The sequence below is a fragment of the Faecalibacterium taiwanense genome (assembly GCF_036632915.2).
Lineage (GTDB): Bacteria > Bacillota > Clostridia > Oscillospirales > Ruminococcaceae > Faecalibacterium > Faecalibacterium taiwanense.
In genome coordinates this window covers 412,293-432,068 of sequence record NZ_CP155552.1, presented here as the reverse complement: position 1 = coordinate 432,068, position 19,776 = coordinate 412,293, and the positions used below count along the sequence as shown (strand labels likewise).

20 protein-coding genes, 1 tRNA gene and 1 pseudogene are annotated in these 19,776 nt (G+C 48.8%); 13 read left to right on the top strand and 9 right to left on the bottom strand.

Annotated elements, in window-relative coordinates:
- Nucleotides 1–124 precede the first annotated feature (124 nt).
- The 3 genes from ruvB to ruvC all read right to left on the bottom strand — a co-directional run bounded on the left by ruvB (nt 125) and on the right by ruvC (nt 2,415).
- The gene (gene ruvB, locus PXT33_RS02015) at nt 125–1,180 is read right to left on the bottom strand and encodes a Holliday junction branch migration DNA helicase RuvB (protein ID WP_332375850.1); all 1,056 of its coding nucleotides are present in this window, start codon (nt 1,178–1,180) and stop codon (nt 125–127) included.
- Nucleotides 1,181–1,183: 3 nt separating this feature from the next.
- Entirely contained in the window at nt 1,184–1,795 is a 612-nt protein-coding gene (ruvA, locus tag PXT33_RS02010) for a Holliday junction branch migration protein RuvA (protein ID WP_332375849.1), read from the bottom strand.
- Between the two features lie 107 nt (nt 1,796–1,902).
- Nucleotides 1,903–2,415 carry a crossover junction endodeoxyribonuclease RuvC gene (gene ruvC / locus PXT33_RS02005; RefSeq protein WP_005943476.1) on the bottom strand — a complete coding sequence of 171 codons (513 nt, stop codon included), beginning with the start codon at nt 2,413–2,415 and terminating at the stop codon, nt 1,903–1,905.
- A gap of 232 nt (nt 2,416–2,647) precedes the next feature.
- Between ruvC and PXT33_RS02000 the strand changes: the two genes are divergently transcribed.
- A tRNA-Val gene (locus tag PXT33_RS02000) sits at nt 2,648–2,723 on the top strand.
- 305 nt (nt 2,724–3,028) lie between these two features.
- Here the strand turns inward: PXT33_RS02000 and PXT33_RS01995 are convergent.
- Nucleotides 3,029–4,414 carry an RNA-directed DNA polymerase gene (locus tag PXT33_RS01995; RefSeq protein WP_347070441.1) on the bottom strand — a complete coding sequence of 462 codons (1,386 nt, stop codon included), beginning with the start codon at nt 4,412–4,414 and terminating at the stop codon, nt 3,029–3,031.
- Between the two features lie 1,073 nt (nt 4,415–5,487).
- Between PXT33_RS01995 and PXT33_RS01990 the strand changes: the two genes are divergently transcribed.
- From PXT33_RS01990 to PXT33_RS14755, 4 genes and pseudogenes are all read left to right on the top strand, one after another.
- Nucleotides 5,488–5,904 (top strand): YjdF family protein, encoded by a 417-nt coding sequence (locus PXT33_RS01990; protein WP_156074781.1) that lies wholly within the window; start codon nt 5,488–5,490, stop codon nt 5,902–5,904.
- A gap of 174 nt (nt 5,905–6,078) precedes the next feature.
- Nucleotides 6,079–6,474: a hypothetical protein gene (locus PXT33_RS01985; RefSeq protein ID WP_347070440.1), complete on the top strand. Its 396-nt coding sequence runs from the start codon at nt 6,079–6,081 to the stop codon at nt 6,472–6,474.
- Nucleotides 6,475–6,625: 151 nt separating this feature from the next.
- Nucleotides 6,626–7,267, top strand: a complete 642-nt coding sequence (locus tag PXT33_RS01980) for a recombinase family protein (protein ID WP_347070439.1) — start codon at nt 6,626–6,628, stop codon at nt 7,265–7,267.
- A pseudogene (locus PXT33_RS14755) lies at nt 7,227–8,638 on the top strand (DUF4368 domain-containing protein). Before PXT33_RS01980 ends, PXT33_RS14755 begins: the two are co-directional and overlap by 41 nt.
- 20 nt (nt 8,639–8,658) lie before the next feature.
- On the opposite strand, the gene PXT33_RS01965 reads toward PXT33_RS14755, so the two are convergent.
- The 5 genes from PXT33_RS01965 to PXT33_RS01945 form a co-directional block, all read right to left on the bottom strand.
- Entirely contained in the window at nt 8,659–9,543 is an 885-nt protein-coding gene (locus PXT33_RS01965) for a hypothetical protein (RefSeq protein ID WP_274235711.1), read from the bottom strand.
- Between the two features lie 12 nt (nt 9,544–9,555).
- Entirely contained in the window at nt 9,556–11,091 is a 1,536-nt protein-coding gene (locus PXT33_RS01960; protein ID WP_332375846.1) for a relaxase/mobilization nuclease domain-containing protein, read from the bottom strand.
- The gene (locus PXT33_RS01955) at nt 11,063–11,497 is read right to left on the bottom strand and encodes a plasmid mobilization protein (protein ID WP_055187141.1); all 435 of its coding nucleotides are present in this window, start codon (nt 11,495–11,497) and stop codon (nt 11,063–11,065) included. The genes PXT33_RS01960 and PXT33_RS01955 overlap by 29 nt, the downstream gene beginning before the upstream one ends.
- A 684-nt stretch (nt 11,498–12,181) precedes the next feature.
- Nucleotides 12,182–13,339: a GHKL domain-containing protein gene (locus PXT33_RS01950; protein ID WP_347070437.1), complete on the bottom strand. Its 1,158-nt coding sequence runs from the start codon at nt 13,337–13,339 to the stop codon at nt 12,182–12,184.
- A gap of 108 nt (nt 13,340–13,447) precedes the next feature.
- Nucleotides 13,448–14,146 carry a LytTR family DNA-binding domain-containing protein gene (locus PXT33_RS01945; protein WP_005924492.1) on the bottom strand — a complete coding sequence of 233 codons (699 nt, stop codon included), beginning with the start codon at nt 14,144–14,146 and terminating at the stop codon, nt 13,448–13,450.
- Nucleotides 14,147–14,325: 179 nt separating this feature from the next.
- Between PXT33_RS01945 and PXT33_RS01940 the strand changes: the two genes are divergently transcribed.
- From PXT33_RS01940 to PXT33_RS01905, 8 genes are all read left to right on the top strand, one after another.
- Entirely contained in the window at nt 14,326–14,913 is a 588-nt protein-coding gene (locus tag PXT33_RS01940) for an accessory gene regulator B family protein (RefSeq protein ID WP_005924490.1), read from the top strand.
- Between the two features lie 12 nt (nt 14,914–14,925).
- A complete protein-coding gene (locus PXT33_RS01935) occupies nt 14,926–15,096 on the top strand; it encodes a hypothetical protein (RefSeq protein ID WP_005924488.1) in 171 nt (56 codons plus the stop codon).
- A 29-nt stretch (nt 15,097–15,125) separates the two neighbouring features.
- Nucleotides 15,126–15,536, top strand: coding sequence for a hypothetical protein (locus PXT33_RS01930; RefSeq protein ID WP_332375844.1), 411 nt, complete (start codon nt 15,126–15,128; stop codon nt 15,534–15,536).
- Between the two features lie 2 nt (nt 15,537–15,538).
- Complete coding sequence (locus PXT33_RS01925) at nt 15,539–15,820, top strand: hypothetical protein (RefSeq protein WP_005943373.1); 282 nt, start codon at nt 15,539–15,541, stop codon at nt 15,818–15,820.
- Between the two features lie 202 nt (nt 15,821–16,022).
- The gene (locus PXT33_RS01920) at nt 16,023–16,589 is read left to right on the top strand and encodes a hypothetical protein (RefSeq protein ID WP_005934531.1); all 567 of its coding nucleotides are present in this window, start codon (nt 16,023–16,025) and stop codon (nt 16,587–16,589) included.
- 12 nt (nt 16,590–16,601) lie between these two features.
- A complete protein-coding gene (locus tag PXT33_RS01915) occupies nt 16,602–17,339 on the top strand; it encodes a DUF3658 domain-containing protein (protein WP_223387800.1) in 738 nt (245 codons plus the stop codon).
- 198 nt (nt 17,340–17,537) lie between these two features.
- Nucleotides 17,538–19,145: a recombinase family protein gene (locus tag PXT33_RS01910; protein WP_347070436.1), complete on the top strand. Its 1,608-nt coding sequence runs from the start codon at nt 17,538–17,540 to the stop codon at nt 19,143–19,145.
- Nucleotides 19,146–19,573: 428 nt separating this feature from the next.
- On the top strand, nt 19,574–19,765 hold the full coding sequence (locus PXT33_RS01905; RefSeq protein ID WP_154260588.1) for a DUF6019 family protein: 192 nt from the start codon (nt 19,574–19,576) through the stop codon (nt 19,763–19,765).
- Nucleotides 19,766–19,776 lie beyond the last annotated feature (11 nt).

The following is a 19,776-nucleotide window of genomic DNA, read 5'->3' as shown; positions in this document are numbered from 1 at the left end:
TAGAAAGAAGCAAGTTATAATATTGTAAGCATCCTCGCCCTCTCCGTCATCGCTGCGCGATGCCACCTCTCCCTTTGGGAGAGCTGTCGAACGAAGTGAGACTGAGAGGGCAAGCCCGTTTATCTCAGAACAAACTCTGCTGCCCGTTGTCCTCGGGCACAGCGGCCTCCGGCGCTTTCAGGCCCAGATGTTCGTAGGCCAGCCGCGTTGCGCAGCGGCCCCGGGGCGTCCGGGTCAGAAAGCCCATCTGCATCAGATACGGCTCACACAGGTCTTCCAGCGTGACGGATTCCTCGCCGAGGGCCGCCGCCAGCGTTTCCAGACCCACCGGGCCGCCGTTGTACATTTCAATGATCGCACGCAGCATACTGCGGTCCAGTTCGTCCAGACCCAGTGCGTCCACGTCCATCCGCTTGAGGCCCATCAGGGCCACATCCCGGTCAATGATGCCGTCGCCCAGCACGGTGGCAAAGTCGCGGATGCGCTTCAAAAAGCGGTTTGCCACGCGGGGCGTGCCGCGGCTGCGCTTGGCCAGCTCGTAAGCACCTTCCGGCGTGATGGGCTGGTCGAGGATGCCTGCCGAGCGCTGGATGATCTTGCTCAGTTCATCCGGGCTGTACAGCTCCAGCTTGAGCAGCACGCCAAAGCGGTCGCGCAGAGGGCCGGTGATCTGGCCTGCACGGGTGGTGGCACCCACCAGCGTGAACCGCGGCAGGTTGATGCGGATGCTCTGGGCGCTGGGGCCTTTGCCGATCATGATATCCAGCGCATAGTCTTCCAGCGCCGGATACAGCACCTCTTCCACCTGACGGGACAGGCGGTGGATCTCGTCGATGAACAGTACATCGCCCTCCTGCAGATTGGTGAGCAGGGCAGCAAGGTCGCCGGGCTTTTCAATGGCCGGGCCGCTGGTAATACGGATCTGTACGCCCATTTCGTTGGCAATGATGCCTGCCAGTGTGGTCTTGCCAAGGCCCGGCGGGCCGTAGAGCAGGATGTGGTCCATCGGTTCGCCGCGCCGCTTGGCAGCTTCCAAGTAAATTTTCAGGTTCTGCTTGACCTTTTCCTGCCCGATATAGTCTTCCAGATGCTGCGGGCGGAGGTTGTTTTCCTCGCTGTCCGCCGCCGTCATGCCGGGCTGCATCATTTTTGCGCCGTACAGCGCAGTTTCGTCCTGCATTCTTTACCTCCTGCCTGCCATGCTGCGCAAGGCCAGTTTGATGATCTCTTCCACGGGCAATGCCGCGTCGATCTTGGAAACGGCAAGCGCTGCTTCGCTCTGGCTGTACCCCAGCGACACCAGCGCCGCAATGGCCTGACTGCTGCCCTGAGAAGCCTGTGTGTCGGCAAAAGCACCTGCCACATCCTCCAGCGAGATGCCGTCCACAAAGCCCTTGGCGACCTTATCCTTCAGCTCCAGCACGATGCGCTGTGCAAGCTTCGGCCCCACGCCGGAAGCCGCCTTGAACGCCTTGTGGTCCCCCGCCGAGATCGCCAGTGCCACGCGGTCCGGCTCCATCACACTCAGGATGGCAAGGCCCACCTTAGGCCCCACGCCGGACACGGCGGTCAGCATCTCAAAGCAGGCCTGCTGCTGCTCGGTGGCAAAGCCGTAAAGGCTCACGTCGTTCTCGGTGACGCTCATCACGGTATAAATGGTGGCTTCCTTGCCCACGCCGGGCAAGGCCCCGGCCACGCTGGCCGGGCACTGGGCGTAGTAGCCTACACCGCCGCAGCTGAGCACCACCGCGCTCATGCTTTTTTTGACGATTTTTCCTGTCAGACAGTAGATCATTTAAAGCCCTCTCAGTTTCTGTGTCGGCCAATTTTCCTCTGTTCAGCTCGCCCTTCAGGAGAGCTCCGGTGCCGCGCCGCTGCAGGCGGACGGAACCGGTGAGAGGGTCAGATCGGCCCGGCCACACGGCGGACAAAGCGGTTGAGCTGGTTGCCGTTGGTGTGGCAGAAAGTGATCGCCATAGCCAGCGCATCGGCGGTATCGTCCGGCTTTGGCACGGCGGGCAGATGCAGCAGCACACGGGTCATCTCCTGCACCTGCTTTTTCACGGCCTTGCCGTAACCGGTAACAGCCTGCTTGACCTGCATGGGGGTGTACTCGTAGATAGGCAGGCCTGCCTGCGCTGCCGCCAGCAGGATCACACCGCGGGCTTCTGCCACGCCGATGACCGTGGTCTGATTGTGCTGGTAGAACAGCTTTTCGATGGCAAGCACCTCGGGCCGGGTGCGCTCGATCACCTCTTTGATGCCTGCATACACCTCGTCCAGACGGCGCTCGAACGGCACGCCCGCGTCGGTGCACACCGCACCGAAGTCCACCGGCGCAAACCGGTTGCCTGCGTAATCCACCACGCCCCAGCCCACGATGGCGTAGCCGGGGTCGATGCCCAAAACTCTCATGCTGCAAATACCTTCCGATACTATTCCTATTATAACTTTATTATTATATCACAACAAAACAGTGTGAGCAACAGAAAACCTTTCGCCTGCCGCCGCCAAATGTGCGCTGGCTCGTAAAAAGGGCAGTCAGCGCCCCTGCCTTTAAAAAAGTTTTACAATTTTTGAAAAAGCACTTGCTTTTTGGCAGAAGGTATGGTAATATAATCAAGCTGATTTCGGCAAAACAGAATATGGACGGTTAGCTCAGCTGGTAGAGCATCTGCTTGACGTGCAGGAGGTCACAGGTTCGAGTCCTGTACCGTCCACCATACAGTTCGTACTCGAACCCGATTCTTTACGAGAAAGGGTTCGGGTACGTTTTTTGTTTATCGGAGGTTCTGCGGCGAGAGTACGCAGAACGGTAAGCAAGAACGAATAAAGGCAGGGTATCACCATGAAGGTGGTGCCCTGCCTTTTGCTTTGCATCAAGTTTGCAGCCTGAGAACTTGATGCTCCTATATCATGTAAGTTCTCCATCTTATGTGACTAGACAGAGGATATGCCGTATATTACCACAGTGCTACAACCATAGTTGTACATCTTTCTATGTTCTATGAGAGGAGCTTCTTACATGTCAGTAACAAAAATGAACGTCGTTATCTTTCATTTTTCTATACATGTTGAGGTTTTTGTTGAGATTTAGTTTTCGGACGAGTGATTCCTCGGATATAATATCGTTAGAAAACAGTTCATATAACAAAATCCAAGAATGTGTTTTTTCGGAAATTGTTTGTTTCTGAGCGTCAGATAAAAAATTTTTACGAAGCAGCATTATTTGAGCAAGTTCATTTTGACTTTCAATAATTTTATTGATTGCAGAATCATTAGGGACCAATGCTTGAGCTTCTATTAAAATATATAGTAACCAGAGAACTTCCAAGTCATGATCTTCTAGGAGATTCATCAAAAGCATTGTTGAAATCTGAGCTTTTTCTTTTTCGTTCAATGGCTCATATGTTGTACTTTTAAGAATAAGCGAACAAGCTTTTGTTAGAGATCGAGCATTATTAGTTAAGATTGTAAAAAGATATGCACGGTAAAGTCTTTGATCTTGATCATCAGTAAGCTCGATGGGAGCGTTTTCGATGCTCTTTAAGAGGTATCTTATTGAACCTTTGGTCCCTGAAATTTCAAGATTGAAAAATGTGTTAAAAAGGTTCATCAACTCGGCGTTATGTGATATCAATGGATTTTCATCCACTGCCGATTGATATTTTTCAATAATTTTCTTTAGATTTTCAGCTATATAATAGGGAAACTCAGTAATTTCTGTTTTTTCATAATTCAATGTGAATCCATATTTCTTTAATATACGTCCTACTATGCTGACAATTTGCTTTTCATCATCATTATAAATATATATTTCATAATCATCAACATACCGAGAATAATTCAAACCCGCGTTACAAAGTTCCTTATCGATTCTTGCCATCATACCTTCTGCAATTATTTTTGAAGAGAGCGGACCAACAAGGAGACCATTTGTTCGGTTTAGATTTTGTTTTCGATATATAGAATCCAAATTCTTATATATAGTGTAGGTGTCGCTTACTGACTCACCATGCTGAAAATTCTGAAACTGTCGATTGGCTTCATCGAACCCTAAAATAATAGCAGGAATCATATGAAGATAAAAGCTAGAGAAAAAGTTGGAAATGTCCAATTTCAAGATTTTTTTGGCTCCACTTGCTTTGATTATCTTTGCTGCAAGATTTGAAATGTAATCTGATGGCATGGGAATATCACCTGTGGGAGCATCGCCGCCGTACGATTGCTCGTGTCGAATAATCGTATGATTCACTCCCAAAATTGGAGAAAATGAGCAAGGATTATTCTCAGTGAACTCTATTAAGTCTTTAACAATATGTTTTTCTTTCATGTATGCATGAACTACCGCATATGCTCCGATTTCTGGAATGCTGATAATTCTACGCGCATCGTTTTGATTGAATCTGCTCATGTTAAAATTGTACGGAGGTATCAAATCGCATTCAAAAGGTGGCGGCTGCAGAAATGCTTTAGGGTTCAGTTGAAAGCAAGGAGGTAAATATTCAGAAAAAAGCCTGTATTGCGTATATCTTTATCAATGGTAACATACTCCGAATCAGACAGTGACATTATTCAACTCACACTCCTATGATATGTACTGTTTTCAAAAAGGCTTCAAATACATTAAATAACACTTACCTTTGCCCGTCAAGGTTACACAGTGATTTCTCTTTAAACACAAAAACAGGGTGCGCCCCGAAGGACGCACCCTGCAAAAATCCACACACGATAAGTAAGGCAGGGAGTTCCCCAGTGCTGGGTATTCGTAAAACAGTTTTCGAGAAATGACACGGCAACTGCCTGTCAGGATTGGTTACGAGTACCCGGCTAGGCCGAGGAAGCATCAAGTCCCATGTCCGCACCGTCAAGGTGTTGGGTATGGGGCTTTTGCATTTCAGGAACGTGTACACCTCTGGCAAGGTGTAACACACTAGACTTTGTACCAAAGTCGTGTGCCAAAGGTGCTGCGCCCCTTAGAATCCCTGCTCACATCGCCTGTGGACGATGTGGATTCGCCGCATAGAAAGCTCCACAAAGGCGCACCCCGGCTGTTTGCGGCGAGGAAAAGGCACTTCTGCGGAAGTGTAATAACCCACTATGACACTTTCATCCCTGCGGCCTGCAAAGTGCCGTGGGCTCTCCGAGGGGAACGGTTGTATAAGGTACGTTTCGGGCGAATCGCTGCGTACGTGCGTACGGAAGGTTGGTACGCACGTACGCAGTAAAACGGCCAAATTCTCGTATATATGGGTGGTCATTTGACCACGAGTGTGGTATACTTCACTTGGAAAACCAATTAAGGCAGATATAATGCACAGGGATGTGCTTTATATAATAAAAGCAGGATAAAAACGCAACGCATTTCTTTCTGAGAGATGCCAGAGCTGGTAGGTAGCCCAGCCGTCTACACCGCACGGTGTAGGTAAGTAACCTTCCCTCCGGGTTGTCCGTTCCTGTAAGGATTTATTTCAGGAGGGTTTCGTTATGGACATTGATTCTACAAAGCTGACTGTATTTTTTGAGGATCCATTCTGGATCGGAGTATTTGAACGTATTGAGAGAAGAAAGCTTTCAGTGTGTAAAGTCGTGTTTGGTCCAGAACCAAAGGACTATGAAGTCTGGGAGTATCTGCTCAAAAATTACAGTCGGCTGCGCTTCAGTCCATCTGTTGAGACAGTTGTAAAGAAAGAGTCTGTGAACCCAAAGCGATTGCAACGACAAATCCGAAAGGAAACAGTTGCCACAGGAATCGGTACAAAGTCACAGCAGGCGTTGCAAATGCAGCGAGAAGAAAATAAGCTGGTGCGAAAAGCACTTAGCCGTAAACAACGCGAAGCAGAAAAGCAGCGTCAGTTTGAACTGAAACAGCAGAAGCGAAAGGAAAAGCATCGGGGCAGATAATGCCCCTTTGCTTTTATCTGGCAGGGTTTGGGGCAGGCACGCCCCAACAAGAAGCAGTCCCAAAGGGGCAGGAATTTTCAAGTATTGAAAATTTGTGGCCACGGGACGATTCTTGCTCTCACGAAAACCCATACTTTTTGAAAAACGCTTTCCGCAGCCAAAGGAGGATGCACCATGAAAAAAGAAATCGAAGCCTTTGTCAACGCGGCCAACGAGCAGGAGTTGGATGCCGCATGGAACAACCTCTCGGCAGAGGAGCAGCGAGTTTTCGAGCAGCTCATGGAGGAAGACTCACCCGAGGATGCACTGGCATTTTTTGCCCAGCTGTATGACGACACCCCGAAGGAGCAAGCCAGCGAAACCGTGAGCATCTCCGAAAATGAAATCTATTTCAAGCGGCAGCCCTTGACCGAAGAGCAGAAGAAACACGGCTCTTATGTGGACGAGAACGGCAACCTCCATGTCAAGAACCTGTCCGCTTTCTGGATTCCAGAACTGACCACCACGGAGAAAGTCGGTCACACCACCTACACCGTGACCGGCAGCTATGAGGGCAAGGAATCCTTTTGAAGAAGCTGGAGCGCATTGTTGCCAAGAACGCCCAGCAAAAATTTGAAGATGAGGGTGCAGACGAATGACAACTGCGCCCAATTCTGCTATACTTGACCCGGTAACCAATCCTGTACTGACAGTTGCTCCACAGAGTAAGGAGGACACAACAATGTCTGGAGCAACGAATAAAATCACCGCACTTTACTGCCGACTGTCGCAAGAGGACGCACGGCTCGGCGAAAGCCTGTCCATTGAGAACCAGAAGGCCATCCTTCTGGAATACGCCAAGAAGAACTACTTCCCGAACCCGGTGTTCTTTGTGGATGATGGCTACTCCGGCACGAACTATGACCGTCCCGGCTTTCAGAGTATGCTGGTCGAGATCGAAGCAGGGCGTGTAGGAATCGTTATCACGAAGGATTTATCCCGACTGGGGCGCAATTCTGCCTTGACAGGTCTGTACACCAACTTCACCTTTCCCCAGTATGGCGTTCGCTACATTGCCATTAACGACAACTACGACACCATTGACCCGAACAGCGTAAACAACGATTTTGCGGGCATTAAGAACTGGTTCAACGAGTTTTACGCCCGCGATACCAGCCGCAAGATTCGGGCCGTTCAGAAGGCCAAGGGAGAGCGTGGCGTACCGCTGACGGTCAATGTGCCGTACGGCTATGTAAAAGACCCGGAGAACCCGAAGCATTGGCTTGTTGATCTGGAAGCGGCTGCGGTCGTGAAGCGCATCTTCTCCATGTGCATGGAAGGCCGTGGGCCGACCCAAATTGCGAGACCAACTGTGGGAAGATAAGGTTCTGACCCCTACCGCCTACAAGTTGAGCCATGGCCGGAGTACAAACGCACCTGCCCCGGAAGACCCTTATCGCTGGGATAAAAGAGCAGTAAGTTTGATTCTGGAACGCCGGGAGTACACTGGCTGCACAGTCAATTTCAAGACCTATACTAACTCTATCTGGGATAAAAAGAGACATCTGAATCCTGTGGAAAATCAGGCTATCTTCCCGGATACACATGAGCGCATTATTGACGATGATGTGTTTGAAAAGGTTCAGGAGATTCGTAACCAGCGTCACCGCATGACCCGGACAGGCAAGAGCAGCATTTTCTCCGGTATGGTCTACTGCGCTGACTGCGGTTCCAAGATGCAATATGGTTCGTCCAATAACAGGGACTTCAGTCAAGACTTCTTTGATTGCTCTCTGCACAAGAAGAACGGGAGCAAGTGCAAGGGACACTTCATCCGGGTAAAGGTTCTGGAAGGCCGTGTGCTGAACCATATCCAGCAGGTAACGGACTACATCCTTTGCCATGAAGACTACTTCCGCAAGGTCATGGAGGAGCAGCTTCGGGTGGAAAGCACCGAAAAGCTGACCGTCCTGAAGAAGCAGCTTGCCCGGAATGAGAAGCGGATCGCAGATCTCAAACGGCTGTTCATGAAGATCTACGAGGACAACGCCAGTGGAAAGCTGAGCGATGAACGTTTTGACATGATGAGCCAGAGTTACGATGCCGAGCAGAAGCAGCTGGAAGAGGACGTCCTCTCTATCCAGCAGGAAATCGAAGTACAGGAACAGCAAATCGAGAATATTGAAAAGTTCGTCCAGAAAGCGCACAAGTACGTCCATATTGAAGAACTCACCCCTATGCTCTCCGTGAACTGGTGTCCGCTATCTATGTGGATGCCCCGGATAAGTCCAGCGGAAAGCGGGTGCAGCACATCCATATCAAGTACGATGGGCTGGGGTACATCCCTCTGGATGAACTGGAAGCAAAGAAAAGGCGTGACCGAAGTCACGCCAAATCTTCCCCATTTAGGGAACTTTTGCAAATACTGTTTTATGGGAACTCTGCTAGCGGGAACTTCCTGTTTTTCTTTTCCTGCAAGATGAGCCTGTTCTGTCTGCCATGCGGCAAACTCTCGCTGTCCTTCCTCGCTGTTCCAGCAGGCAAGGATGGCCGGGTAGAACGCCCGTGCCAGACGGTCGATGACTTCATCGGGATAAGGGGAAGTGTTTGTGGACTTTTTCTTTTTGTTCAAACGCACGCTCCTTTGATCGTCCCACCGTGGCAAAGCCGGGCGAGAAAATCAAAGTTCCAATTTTTATCAGGCGCAAGGGCGCGGATGCTTTCCGCCCTGCACTTGCGGCTGGTGGCTCGTTGATGGCTTACAAGTGCCTGTCGTTATGCGATTTTTTCATCGTTCAGCAGTTCTTCAAACTGTGCCATATACGCTTTGTGCTGCTTGAGGATTTTTAGCGTTTCAGTTTTGGCGTAGGAATCGTCCGGTAGCTTAGGCAAGTATCTCATCAAAAAATCAAAGTCCTGCTGAATCCGCCGGACAGCGACTTCCAGCGCGGAGTAGTTGATTCCAGAGTAGTGTGAGTAGCTCGACTGCGGAGCGGGGCGGTCCTCCGGGTGCAGAATCTCGTGCACGATCTGCTTGCGGTTCGGAAAATCGGCTCTGGCAAGGCGGTGCATATCAGCATCACGGACTTTGAACTGCCCGGACAGGATTTTCTCCTGCATACCGGGCACCATCTGTTCCATGATCTCTACGCCACACATGAATTTTTCAGAACGGGCAACGTAGGATTCGCTGACATTGTTCCGCTCCGCAATCTGCTTGCGGATGCTCGCTTCCGCAGAGGTGGGAGGAATTGTGTCAATTTGACACAATTCCTCCGGGGCAGTTTTCTTGGCAGCAGCCGTGTGCTGGTTGTTGCCGTTTCCACCGGGCTTTCGATGCTCCACACTGTACTGCTTTCCAATGAGGAACTTCTTCTGCTCCGGTGTGAGGTTGCGCCGCCCCAGCTGATTTTTACAAATCCAAGCGAGAACTTCTTCCCGGCTTTCAAACGGGAGCGGCATGGTGGAGAAATAAATCTCCGGGTGCTTCTGGAGGATGGCATAACGGTTGTGTCCATCAACAAGGGTATTGCCCCAAACGATCAAAGGAGAAAGCAGCTTGCCCTCTTTCAGGATATTTTCTTCAAGCTGCTTGAATTCATCATCGGTCAGAGGAGGAATCTGGGACTGGAACTCCGGGTCAATTTTCAGATTGATCATACGCACACTCCTTTATCTCTCCTGCTGCGTCTGTTCTTCCTCCCGGAAAAAGGACGCAACATTCTGCTTTGCGGTTTTCAGCTTGAACAGTTCTTCCTTGGCTTCCTTGTACTGTTCGTAGAACTTTGCCTTTTCGGATGCCAGCTGCGCATACTCGGCTTCCAGCTTTTTCGGGCTGGGCAGCTTGGTGATGTTGTTTGCCTTGAAATAGGCTGCTGCCACCCGGTATGCTGTCAGCTCTGCACGGTGCTGCTCCTCAAAGGCTGCGGGTCGTTTGGCAGTCTTTAACTGCTGTGCGACATTCTTGGTGCTGGTGTAGGCTGCGATGTGATAGCGCAGCTCATTGTTGGCTTTCATGCGACCTTCGAGGTCTTTCACCACCGCCAGCGAGTCGTGATACTTGGTTTCCAGTTCAGCGATGCGCTGGTTCAGGGCGTCCTCGTCGGTCAAGTTCTTTTCCTGCAGAAGCTTCACGGTCTGTGCCATAACTTTGAGATTGTGTTTCGTGAGCCAACGCTTATAGCCAATGCCCTTGCCTTCGGTCATTTTCGACTGGATGTCGATCAGTTTCCCGATGGTATCCTGCTTGAACTGCGCCTTGGGTTCGCGTTCGGCGTTTGCCTGCAACGTGGCAAGCACTGCCGCCTTATCGAACTTGTCACCGATGCTGTGCGCCCGGATGAACTTTGTCCTTCCGGCAGGCAGATAGCTGAGCCGACCACGGCTTTCCTTGACCGTGATTCCGTACTGCTGCAAGAGCCTGTCCGAGAAATCTTCAAAGCTCATTGCGGTGTCCAGCACATCCGAGATCTGTTTCCGCAAGGTTTCCTTTGCGGTTTCAAACTTCTTCTGCTGGGGCGGCTGTCCAGCTGCGGTGAGGGCTGCGTTCTCACGGTCAAGTTTCAACTGACCGCGCCTACGCGCCCAATACTTAGCTTCGCTCACGCGCTCTTTCGAGCCGTTGAGCAGGTCGATCTGGTACAGTCCGGCACCCTCGCACAGTTCCATGACCTCAACACGCAAGTGCCGCATGGTCTGGGCTGTGCTGGAGTGCTTCATACCCTCACGCCAGTCACGGGGCTTTTGCATATAGGGCTTACGTTCCACCTCTCGTGTGCGGATACTGCCGATCACAATGTGGACGTGGATGTTTCCCGAATGGTTATGCCCATCCGGGTGAGTGCAGACGATGGCGGGGTGACCGGAGAAGTTTTCTTCGCAGAATTTCAGGCCAAGTGCCTGTGCTTTTTCCATGGTCAAGCCGTTGTCGGCTGCATCGCGTGGGTCAAAGCTGATGATATACTGATGGCTCTTAATATCATCGCGTTGGGTGTTCTTGCCATACTTGCGGTTTGCCAGCAGACAGGCCGTTGCGAACGAGAAATCGCCGCACTCAAGGGTGTCGAGCAGGTACGAATCCCGCAGCTTCGGCTTGCCGTGCTCATCCAGAAGTTGCTTTCCGGTGAACGCGTCGTGCTGGTAAACGAGGTACGCTTCGATGGCGGTGTAGTCCGAATTCTTAGAGGCGATATGCTTGAGCGTTGCCATACAGTTCACCCAGAACTTTCTCGGCGTGCAGCCGGAATGCGGTCAGGTCTGCAAGTTCGTCAAGGAGTTTCGCCCGGATCTGCTCGGTGTCCGCACCGCCGGAATTGAAGTGCCTTGCAAGCTGGTTGAGATTGCTGCCCACCTTGCTGCACTGGGCAAGCAAAGTGGAAACAGCGGTCAGGGTTTCTTCTCCGCCGCCGGCAACGATGATTGTTTTCTCGATCTTGACGTTGTGGATGGCACGGCGGATAAAAGTGGAGAGGGAGAGATTTAGGAGTTTGCAAGTGAGTTCCAGTGACGTTTTTTCCTCCGCTGTCACACGGAACTTGATGACGTGCGTTTTGTTGTTCGGCGTGTCGTGGTGCTGGGAATTGCTAGGAATCGGTTGAACATTCGTTTCGGTCATTGTACCTCCTGTCGTTTCGCTAGCTCCTCGGTGGAGCTATGTAAGCACGACACGCCGTTCTTTCGCACCGCAAGGTGCGAATATGAGCAGGGTTTGGGGCAGGTACGCCCCAACAAGATCACATCAAAACTCGCAAGAGTTGCAGATGTGAAGTCCCGGTGGAGCACAACATTTTCAAGAATTGAAAATTTGTGGCCACGGGACGATTCTTGCTCTCCACCGCTGCGCTCAAAACGCATTTCCGAAAGTTGTTTCCGAATTGTTAAGACGCAAAAATAAGTAGAGAGTTCCGCTGCTCGTGTATGTTGATCGCCGTTTGCTCCGAACGAAGTTCCTGCCCCTGTTTTGCAGCGGCGTTGGCCGAAAAGCCGGTATCACGCTCGGACGGCTCATGAAATTCTCAAGGTACGGCTTCCCCAAAAAGAAAATACCGCCCACGCAGTACAGGCGAAGGATTTTGTCGGGTGAAACAGACGGCAAAATGATCGGGTGTGTTGCGGGGCGGTAAATCTTCGCAGGAAATAAAACCGCACAGAATCGTTTCTTTACAGAAATCGCTGTGGATTTGTTGGGAATGATAACATAAGTATTGATGTGTGTCAACACTTCAGGATAATGAATACATCAGATGAATGAAACACACAAAGTACAAGCAAAAGCAAAGCAATGTTTTAGGAGAATGTTTTAATTTTCGCAGTTCAGGCGGACTTGGACGGTAAACACACCGTCTTTCTTTTTCGTATAGAAGTCACCATGGTTCTCCTGAACGATACGATTTATATTTTTTAGTCCGTAACCGTGATACTCTCCGATGCGGATTCCGCGAGAAGTATCACTGTATGGGTTTTCCAGCCGATAGAAGAGGCTTCGATACTGCTTGCGCAGCTGTAGATGAATGATTCTCTGTTCCGCTGGCAGGTCGCAACAGGCTTCGATGGCATTGTCAAATGTATTTCCGAGGATGATGCTCAGAGACAGCGATGAGATCGTCAAAACTTCAGGAATCGTCACATCCAGATTGACCTTGATGTTATTCCTTTCCGCAATTCGTAAGTAATAATTCAAAAGAGCATCAACAACAGGATTTCCGACCGCAGAAATATTTGTGGAACGCTCGAAAACATCCGTGGCAGCCTGCGCAATCTTGTGAAGTTCTTCGGTATCACCGTGTTCTGCAACTGCCTGCATCGCCAGGATGTATTTCTTCACATCATGCCGCAGAGAACGGACTTCTTCCTGGCGTTCTTTGAGCTGCTGGTAGTATTCCATTTGAAGATTGTACTGCTGTTCGTTGAACTTAACTTTGAATTTTTCCAGTTCATTTTCCCGGAGAGCTTCCACATAGAACACGATCAGGATGTTTATAAGGAGAAGCACCGCCATAAGACCGACCATATAATCCGGGAAATACTCATCCGCAGCATGATACTGTGCCACATAACAGACAGCAATACTTGCGATTTGAATCGCAATGATCGGCAGCAGCCATAGGATACGCAGAGCATTTCCTTTTCGGCTGAAAAAATGTGAGATCAGGACTACGAGTGGAATTTGAATCAGGTTTGAAAAAACAACATAGACCAACCGTGCTGCCCCAGCCTGCATTAGAATGTCGGTATCCGGGATACGCAGCCCAATCAGAAGCATTGCAAGCACTTCCACCAAAGCAATCAGTGTGAAGAAAGCTCCGCTTGCAAAAACCGCCTGCCACGGTCGAACCTCATAGAACAGCAATGCAAGGAAAAATCCGCCAACTAAAAGATAGATCGTGCGCTGCGTCACCCAATCCGGGAATAAACTCAAAGCACACTGCCCAGCAATCAAGAGTGCAACATAGGCCATAGAACCACCTTGAGACGGGCTCCTTTTTGGGAAACAGCCGACCGATAAAAAGCAGCAACAGGGCAATGTTGGCAAAGCTCTCTGCAAACTCAACGAAATAATAAAGCATCATCTTCCCAAATAAGCGTTGAAGATCTGATTGAACTCCTGACGCTTCCTCCTGCTGATCGGCAGCTGATGTCCGCTGGAAAGAAAAACAGCGGTTCCCGTAGCGTAAACAATGTGTTCCATGTTGACGAGATAACTTTTGTGTGGTGACACAAAGCACCGTTTGGGAAGCTGCTCCAAGGCTTCAGGAATGCTCATTCGCAATGTAAGGTCTTGCTCCTTGCAGTGAATCAGAACTTTATGTCCGTGGCTTTCCAGAAAGTAAATGTCCGATGTTTCCAAGGACATGGTAACACCATCGTATTCGATCGTGAAATGTTTGGAGTTCAGTTCCTGAAGGACGGCATCCATTGCCGCAGCGAACAGCGTCTGATCCAAAGGTTTGACAAGGTAGCGGAATGCAATGCCATATCCCTGCACAGCGTACTCATGCCGCTTCGTGACAAATACCACCAAAGGATGCTTCTCCATCTGAATCAAAGACTGCGCCAGCTGAAAACCGTTGGATGGCATCTCGATATCGAGAAGAAGCAGATCAAAGGATTTCTTCTGCATTTGCAATTCGCTCAGAAGTTCGTTTCCATCCATGTAAGTTTCAATGTCAAAGCAGCCTTGCACATCGTACTGCTGGACGCTTTGAACAATGCCATCAAGGTCTGATTTCTCATCATCGCAGACTGCAACGTGGTACTTCAGCATTTCGACAACCTCCACAAAATAATGTCCTGCTACTATTATAGACTGTGCAAAGGCTCCTTACAAGTAGCCTGACCTACCACTTTTGTCACCAGAACGACCAGTTTTGCCAAACCTCTTGATTTTGCTGAAATTTATGATACAGTGAAGCAAAAATCAGAAGATAAGGTGGCGCAACTGCAATGTGGGAACGCACGCTGTCTCAAAAATCAGTCCGTCTTTTCTGCGAGCAAAAAGTGATAGATGAAGCAAAGGCGGATGCGTATGTCTATGGGTACGAGTTGCTCATATCATCTGTTGTGAGCGTTCTGCTTGTTGTTTTAATCGCTGTTGTGTGTGGTGATGTGCGGTACGCACTTTCATTTTTGATTGGGTTTATCCCACAGCGAATCTACATTGGCGGATACCATGCAACATCGCACACCAGATGCTATTTGGCATTCTCCGGACTGGCACTTATCTGCATTTTGCTAAGTAAGGCAATCGCAGCAAATCACCTTTTCCGTATCCTGACAACAGTAGCTCTTTTGGGCATCTCTATCTTTCTCTCACCTATCGAAGCAAAGAATAAGCCTTTAAGTGAAAAGAAGCGGTCAAGTTACAAGATGGTCGCATCTGTTCTTTCGTCAATAGATTTCCTGCTTGCCATTTTTAATGTGCTTCCGTATACACGTCATGTAGTTTGCTACTATCTCTCCAAATGGGTATTGATTGTATTCTCAACAATTCCTTTGGTTCAACAAAAATTTAATGCCAACTTTTGTAGATAGGGAGGTGATAACATGAAAAAAAACAAATGGGTGCTGCTTCTTATCGCTTTTGTTGCATTTTTGGTATTGGTTTATTTTATTGGTGCTTGCCTTAATGCAACGGCAGAGGCATTGACAATTATTTCGCTCTGCATCGGCATACTGGTCATTTATTTAGTCGTAAAAGCAATCAAATCAAAATAAGGAAAGGAAAATGTGATCATGATGTCTTTTTGAAATTAGCAACTTCAAAATCTATGCCTCAAACAAGGGGAGCCACTGTTGGAAGTGATGTTACAGGATCACAGTATAAGCATATATTTGTATCAAATCTCAGCTATACAATTGACAATACGGCGATTGCGCAAATTGAGATTGGTGGAGTTGAAACTGCAGCAAGCCTTTTAATTACTGGGTTGCACTTGCCGGGAAGCACTGCTGTTACGGTTGGATCCTTTTTGGTTAGTGTGGTTCTAGCTACTTCTCCATCGAAAGTTGTTATAAATCAATCGCTGTATGAAGTCCATTTCGCATATGATAATAGCTACTATACCCATTGCTATCATGATATTTTGTATTCGTATGATTCCGGTGGACACCTTATGGATACTACAAAATCGTACCATCAAGCTGTGGGAGGCTAAGAATGAAAAAAGGCAAAAGCAACTTTTTTCTTATTGCTCCTTTTGCCCTTTGGGGCTGCATTTCAGTATGGACTAGTAATCTTGTCCGATTGACAGATAAAAGCGCAGTACCTTATGCTTGGGCTTCTTTGTTTTTCTCATATGGAATCGTAGCAGTGCATTATATCCAAGTGGCAGTATCCTCCAAAGGCTGTAACAATGCCGAAAACGAAAAAATTGCATGGGTTCAGCTTGGGCTTTCAACTTTGTTCTTGATAGTAGCTGTTGTTCTAGCTATTCAATGAAGGAAAGCAAAGTAATCACCCAAAGCAGTGTAAGGTCACAATATTTTCTATTCCAGCAGTATTCTAGTAGTTTCAGCATTTGTATGGTTCACATTTATTTGCCGAGGAGTATACACCTGAAGGGGAAAATTTAATGAAGGTGATTCCAATGGAGCTTTAGTGTATTGAGTGAAGAAAAAAATAAATTAGGAGGCAGTATACTATGACTAACAAAATCAAACGGCTGATTTCCATTCTATTGGTCACGGTTTTATTTCTCCTGACCATTCAGCCAGCATTTGCAACTGGAAATAAGAGAAAGATCGATGATTATTCGATAGAAGAACTTCTCAATCTTTCTGTGCAAGAACAAGAGAATCTCGGATTTTATGTTTTGGCCGAGGTTCCAATGCGCATTCCTGTTTCTAATACAGACGGCTCAAGAGTTGTATCGTATATTGATGGAACATGGAGAGTTCTTTATACAAAGGCCAATGGATTGGGCTTTTATATGAGTGGAACTACCGTCGGTATTGGCCCGGATTTAATAAAAAATGTTTCAGGAACGGATTACTACACGAGCTATTCCGATAACATCGAACGAAGCTGCCCATTTTCAACGACAGCACTAGTTCCAGAACAAAGTATATATAATACAACCTATACATATGACTTCTATGATGTTGGAACTTATCTTGATTGCAGCGTTGGGTGTTATTTTGGAGTGGTTGGCTCAAGCAAACCAATCTATTGGAGTGCAACTACACAAGTTACCATCCCGAAATTATGATTTTGACCAGCTATGGATGAAATTGTTTTTGAACCCAGTGATGTCAATATGTTAGCAGCTTTAGGCATCGTCGAAAGTGTAAAGTTGTTTCCGTTTATGTTATCAATGGGAGAACTTCAATATGCTTGCGATTCAGAATATCGTTGCAAACAATTCGTGAATTGCCTTTCAGAATATTATCCTGACAGCCAAATTGAAGCTAGACAACTGTGGTCGAAATATCATGGTACAGCGAATGCGGTTCAATGTGATATGATAAATCATAAGCCACTGCGTGTTTGGGTCAGGAGTTCTGCCGATTGTTGGTGCGGCATTTATTATATTTGTTACTATGCAGCAAAGTATGGTACAAATAGAATTTTGCTTGCATCCAGAGAAGGTCTGAAAGAATTTATGGAAGGGAAAACCGATAAGATCTCACAAAAGTATTTGACGGAAGAAACTATTACTGAGTATGCCAAAAGATGGGGAAAGCTATTAAACGAAAACACCTCCATGCGTATTTGGCATGCGAACGATGTTAAAAGCGTTAACATAGATTATTTCGACCAGAGAATTATTAGTTTAGTATCGAGAATTCCTATTTCGGTTGGTGAACTTACCGCAGACGTATTAAAAGCGATTTCTGCTCCGGTAAGTGACTGGTATGTCATGAAACGCATAGAAGCACTTTTGAAAAAGGGTGTTCTTCAAGTCGTTATTCCAAACAAAATCTTTTATAATACCATCGTCCAGCTAAACGAAGAATAAAGGAATCCGAGCAAGTCGGCCCAACAGTCACCTCATTTCAACGAGAGGGGTGGCTGTTGGGTCAATTGTTCAAAAAGAAAAACTGAAGATAATAAAAAGTCTTGATTTCTCCATCAAAACATGGTATATACATTATACGAAACAGTGCTTTGAAAGAACGCTCCACCGTTCAATGATGTAGAATGAGAGGTGTCCGTCATGACCGCTGTAATCTACGCCCGCTATTCATCCGACAGCCAGCGTGAAGCGTCCATTGAGGGACAGCTGCGCGACTGCAAGGACTACGCCGAGAAGAACGGCATCACCGTGGTCGGCACCTACATTGACCGTGCCTACTCTGCCAAAACGGATGACCGCCCAGACTTTCAGCGGATGATCAAGGACAGCGGAAAGAAAATCTTCGACGTAGTTCTGGTCTGGAAGCTGGACCGCTTTGCCCGGAATCGGTTCGATGCCGTGAACTACAAGTACCAGCTGGAAAAGAACGGTGTCCATCTGGTGTCTGCCATGGAACCCATCTCGCAGGGGCCTGAAGGCATTATGGTGGAGAGTATGCTGATTGGCATGGCGGAATACTATTCCGCCGAGCTCGCCCTGAAAGTGGCGCGCGGTGAGCGCGAAAACGCCCTCCAGTGCAAGTACAACGGTGGTGTGGTGCCGCTGGGTTTCACCATCGGCAAAGAGGACAGGCTGTACCATATCGACCCGGAAACGGCTCCTATTGTGCAGGAGATCTTCAGCCGGTACGCCAACGGCGAACCGGCTGAGAAGATTGCCGCATCCCTGAACGAGCGCGGCCTGCGTACCCGTACCGGGAAGCCGTTCGTGAAGAACAGCTTCTTCCAGATCTTCCGCAACCGCCGCTACATCGGCGAATACCGCTACAAGGACATTGTGACGCCGGGCGGCATTCCGGCCATTGTTGACCAGGACCTGTTTGACCGGGTGCAGCAGCGTTTTGAGCAGAACAGGATTGCCCATGGTCGGCCCGCAAAAGAGGATGTGAGCTATCTGCTGACCACCAAGCTGTTCTGCGGCAAGTGCGGTACGCTCATGGGCGGCGAAAGCGGCACAAGCCACATGGGAAACACCTACTATTACTACAAGTGTGGCAAAGCCAAACGCCACGGCAAGGCGCACTGCGATCTGAAAGCCATCCGCAAAGAGCCGTTGGAACGGTTCGTGGTGGAGACTGCCATCAAGGTGATTTTCAGCGATGAAATCATCGAACGGCTGATAGATTTGATTATGGAAGCCCAGCAGCAGGAGAACACCCGGCTGCCTGTCCTGAAAGAGCAGCTCCGGGATACGGAGAAGCGGTTGGCAAACCTTCTGGAAGCCATTGAACAGGGCATCCTGACCCCGACCACCAAGCAGCGGTTGGACGAGCTGGAAGCCCAGAAGGAAGCTCTGAACACCAGTATTCTGGAAGAAGAACTGAAAAAGCCCGTCCTGACCCGTGAATGGATTCGGTTCTGGCTTGAGAAATTCCGCAAGGGTGACGTGGGCAGCACGGAACACCAGCGGCAGATCATTGATACCTTTGTCAACTCGGTCTACGTCTTTGATGACCGGGTCGTACTCAATTTCAACTTCACGGACGATGCCAAAATGGTCACTCGTGAAGAGGTTTTAGGTTCGAGTGCTGTGGAGAATGCTCCACCAAAACAAGAGCCTCTGACTTTGGTCAGGGGCTTTTTTGTTGCGTCATCCACTAACCCACGTCAGAGCCGGACGGTACAGAACTCGAACAGCACGGCACCGCCGCAGGCGGGGCAACAAACACCCCAGTGGGGTGTTTGTTAGTGCGCGGTTCCCAACGGCTAGGAATGTCTACCAAGAAAGATGCCGCCAGACCATTCGGTCTGGGGGCTTTTTTTCGTGGTGGGCGGTACAGGACTCGAACAGCAGCGGAGGCGACCGCCGCCTGCGGCGGAAACAGGGAGCCGAGGCTGGGACAGCGTTCTGATTTTTCAAAGCCCTGCCAAGGGGCTGCGGAAAAATCAGCAAACGCAACCCGTACAGGCGCCAGCCGTCAGATTCCGTCAAGGTTCCCAACGCCTAGGAATGTCTACCGGGATGACTGCCGTTTTGTGGTGGGCGGTACAGGGCGAGAGCCGGAACGAGCAAAGGCAGGGTATCACTATGGTAGTGGTATACTGCCTTTTGCTATTCTTAATAGAGTATGGTATACTCGGCTCAGTTCAACAAATCTGCATTTGGAGGATTGAATCATGTGGAATGAATTAGGCATAAGCGGAGGAACCGCAATTATTATTTTGATTGCGCTGTATTTCGTTATCAAATGGGCCGTTAAAAATGGCATCAAAGAAGCATATAGTGCTATCACCGGAAAGAAAACCGATGAAGATATCCAAAACGAAAAAGAGCTGAAAGAACTTGGATTGGATTCAGAAGATCAATAACTTCGCGTTTG